Origin of the sequence: Weissella sp. MSCH1, from assembly GCF_045799135.1 — a bacterium.
Classification (GTDB): Bacteria; Bacillota; Bacilli; order Lactobacillales; family Lactobacillaceae; genus Weissella.
In genome coordinates this window covers 1-4044 of record NZ_JBJMBA010000009.1, presented here as the reverse complement: position 1 = coordinate 4044, position 4044 = coordinate 1, and the positions used below count along the sequence as shown (strand labels likewise).

The following is a 4044-nucleotide window of genomic DNA, read 5'->3' as shown; positions in this document are numbered from 1 at the left end:
TGCTATATATCCTGGAAGCAACCGGTAAAACGGGGATGTTAAATGGTGAGATAGCACAGATGATTAAAGACTTAGGACACAGCAAAGAAACGATTATTGCTGATGCAGCCGAGCCAAAATCAATTGCTGAGATACGCAAAGCTGGTATTGACCGTATAACAAAGGCACGCAAAGGGCCTGACAGTATTAGACACGGTATTGAATACTTACAGCAATTCAAAATCGTTGTTGATGAGCGATTGTTTCAGGTTATTGAGGAGCTGGACAATTACACGTGGCAAAAAGATAAGAAGACAGGCGAGTACATTAACAAGCCTGTTGATAGTTTTAACCACTTTTTGGACGCAGTTCGTTACGCAGCTGACAAGCAGTCGCTTAAGAGTGCTGATTCATTTGAACAAAAGCTGAGAAAGGCACGCACGTACTTTGGATAGGAGCAGTTATGACTATTGAATTTTTGAGAAAAGGCCGATTTAACCCTAATGCGAATGACATATTTTTTATGAATGCTGATGATTACGCAATTATGGACCCAGCAGCCGAAGGATTTATTAATCAATTAGATCGTTTTATTAACCGGCATAAGTCATCGCAGGTGAACCGTCTAAAAGCATTGAAGCGGTATTATCTTGCAGATAACGATATTCGGTATAAGGAACCAAAGTCTGATAAGACAGCGGCAGACAATCGTATTGCCAGTGATTTTGCACGATACATTACGATTTTTGAGCAGAGTTACATGCTGGGTAAGCCGGTGGTTTATAAGAACGCGGCAGATGCGACGTTGCAAAATGATATTGATGAGTTTTCAAAGCAGAACAATGAGAGTTACCACAATGTGTTAATTAAGACCGACTTGTCAATTTACGGCCGGGCCTATGAGTTGCTATACGTTGACGGTGATGAGAATAACGTTCAAGTAAGGCTTGCCCGATTAAACCCGGAGCAAGTCTTTGTTGTATATGACGACACTGTAAAGCGTAATTCTTTGTTTGCGGTTCGGTATTACCGGGTCCGATACGAAGAAGGCAGGTTCCGTGATTTCGTTGAAGTGTACACGAACGAGAAGGTGTACTACTACCGCAACGACAATCACGAAGCCGGCGGTATGAAGCTTGTTGAAGAAACAAATCACGAGTTCGACGGTGTACCGGTCACTGAATACGCCAGCAACGAGGATAGGACGGGCGCTTATGAAGCTGTTTTGGATACAATCGATGCTTACGATTTGGCTCAATCAGAGCTGGCAAACACGCAGGAAGATTTCAATAATGCGCTATTGATGATTAAGGGAAATCCATTCACCGGTAGTGATGAAAACCCGGTAATTGTTGACGACAACGGTACTGAACGACCAAACCCAAACTTTATTGGTAATGTTGTTGCTCAAATGAAGCAGGCACGTTTGCTGATTATGGACGATAACCCAGATGAAAATGGAGCTGAACCTGGCGCTGAGTATCTGACAAAGTCCTATGACTCAGATGGGACCAAGGCGTACATTGATCGATTGGTTGGTGATATTCTGCGGTTCACGTTTACGCCAGATACCAGTGACCAGAACTTTTCGGGTGTTCAGTCTGGTGAAGCTATGAAGTATAAGCTGATGGCTGCCGACAACCGTCGTGTGACACAAGAACGCTTGTTTGAACGTGGACTTATGAGACGTTTGCGCTTAGGGGTAAATGTTTGGCGTATCAAGGGTAATTCAAGCGTTAATTATGATGCCATCAATGACACGGAAATCTTGTTCACGCCAAACATTCCACAGAACGTGAATGAATTGATTGCTAACGTTAAGAGCTTGTATGGCATTGTCAGTGATGAAACGTTACTTGAACTGCTGAAGCAATTCACTGGTGTTGATGCGGACGAAGAATTGAAGCGATTGGAAAAGCAAAAGGCAGATAATCAGTTGATGTTCAACGGTCAAACCAATGATTATCCAAATCCTGATCAAGAAGGTGTAATCGAAGATGGTGACGAGTAAAGATTACTGGACAAAACGCATGGACGACATATTCGATAAGTTGGATAAGAAGGAAGTCAAACTCAATGATGAGTTGATGAAGTATTATCAGGATGCGCTGACCGATATTAACGATAAAATCTACAAGTTCTATGACCGATACGGCAAAGATAACGGGTTCGATTATGAAGAAGCCATTAAACAGGTCAGAGAGACCGATTTAAGCGATTATGCGAAGCGTGCGAATAATTACCGTAAGGGTCTACAAAACGACGCAGAAGCGCTTAAGAGGCTTAATGCGCAATACGTTACGGCGAAGATTAACCGTCTTGAACTGTTGAAGCTTGAACTTGAATTCTCAATGATACAAGCAACGAATAGCCAGGAAGGCACGTTGACCGATTATCTATCTAATCAGAGCAAGTATGTTTATGGGGCGGCGGTCGCTGGACAAGCTGTTTCAACGTTGAATAATCGTGAAGTCAAGGAGATATTGTCTAGCCAATGGAGTGGTGCTAATTACTCAACGCGCATATGGCGTAATGCTGATGTGATGGTCAATGCATTGAAGGACGCATTGGTTCAAGCAGCTATTCGTGGTGATAACCCACGTGTAACGGCGCGTGTACTGGCGAAAAAGCTAGGGTCAGGACGTTATGTGACAGAACGTTTGGTGCGAACTGAATCAACTTACGTTGCTAATCAATCAATTTCACGTCGTTATAAAGATTCGGGATTTAAGAAATATGAATTCGTAGCGGTGATGGATGACCGGACGTCTAATGTTTGCCGTGGATTGAACGGTACTGTGCACAAGTTGTCTGATTTCGTTTCTGGTGATAATGCGCCGGCTATGCATCCAAATTGTCGTAGTCGTATTGTGCCGAGTGATGACGACTTGGCAATGTTTGATAAGTATTTGGATGATAAACGTGGGCCAGCTTATAATGACGTGGATGAAGTGTTTTCAGAAAGTAAGGGAGCTAGAAACGTACCCTATACTTATAAGCCAAACGGTGTGGCTATGTATGAGAAATATGATGACATTCCTGAGCGAAAACGTTATTATGATGGTGTAGGTAAGCCAATGAGGGATGTTGATTATTCTAATCACGGTAACCCGGCTATGCATCCAATTGTGCCACACGTCCATGATTGGACGGACGGGAAAAGATCAAAAGAAGTAAGGGGGCTGAACGAAGATGAGTACTAAACTAGACAAATTTGACGAAATCAAAGAAGCGCTAGAAACAGTCGGTGAAATTGAATTTACTTACAAAAATTTAATTTACTTTGTTATGCCTAATTACGATGCACCGGGAAAATGGGTGATATACGCAAATAAACCGGCGACATATGGCGATCCAATTTTTATTGATAAGAATGTATCTGATCCGTTCACATATGATTTTGGTGATGGGAAAACATTCAAAGATATTTGGAAACAAATTGAACCACAGTTTTAATATCAAATTAAACAAACGTCTGACGATTAATTTCGTTAGGCGTTTTTGTTTTGCCCGACTTTCCCAGCGCAGTCGCTAAAGAACGTTGTTTCGTCGCCGGACGTAAAACGAGTATAGCCTGCGGGCGTAAAACGTTAAGGAGTTGTAATGGCAGAAGTAGTTGAAGACCAAGAGCAAATGACGGACGTGGCGGACAATGACGCTACACCTGAAACTGGCAACAGTGAGAAGACGTTCACACGAAGCGAACTATCTAAGATGATGGCTGCTGAAAAGGCTAAGTGGGAGAACGAGAAGAAAGCCGAAGTTGAAAATGCCAAGAATGAGGCAGAACGCTTAGCTAAGTTGAGCAAGGATGAACGTTCTGCTGAGATGGCAAAGAAGCGAGAAAGCGAATTGGCAGAGCGTGAACGCAAGGTGCAACGTTCTGAATTGTTGATTGAAACGCGCGATCAATTAAACAATTCAGGATTGCCAGTTGAATTTGCTGAAATGGTTATGGCTGATGATGCTGAACAAATTCAAAACAACATCAAGGTGACCAAGACGGCCTTTGATGAAGCAGTTGAACGTGAAGTGAACAAGCGATTGCTACAAAAGACGCCTAAG

General features: G+C 42.7%; 5 protein-coding genes. All 5 read left to right on the top strand.

Going from position 1 to position 4044, the window contains the following annotated elements; genetic code table 11:
* Positions 1–434: terminase large subunit (locus ACJ28U_RS00165; protein ID WP_407618002.1), on the top strand; the 434-nt coding region annotated here is incomplete at its 5' end.
* Positions 435–442: 8 nt separating this feature from the next.
* Positions 443–1990, top strand: a complete 1548-nt coding sequence (locus ACJ28U_RS00160) for a phage portal protein (RefSeq protein WP_407618001.1) — start codon at positions 443–445, stop codon at positions 1988–1990.
* Positions 1977–3182 carry a minor capsid protein gene (locus tag ACJ28U_RS00155; protein ID WP_407618000.1) on the top strand — a complete coding sequence of 402 codons (1206 nt, stop codon included), beginning with the start codon at positions 1977–1979 and terminating at the stop codon, positions 3180–3182. The genes ACJ28U_RS00160 and ACJ28U_RS00155 overlap by 14 nt, the downstream gene beginning before the upstream one ends.
* Positions 3172–3435, top strand: a complete 264-nt coding sequence (locus tag ACJ28U_RS00150; protein ID WP_407617999.1) for a hypothetical protein — start codon at positions 3172–3174, stop codon at positions 3433–3435. The genes ACJ28U_RS00155 and ACJ28U_RS00150 overlap by 11 nt, the downstream gene beginning before the upstream one ends.
* A gap of 147 nt (positions 3436–3582) precedes the next feature.
* A partial coding sequence (locus ACJ28U_RS00145) for a DUF4355 domain-containing protein (protein WP_407617998.1) occupies positions 3583–4044 on the top strand: 462 nt, incomplete at its 3' end.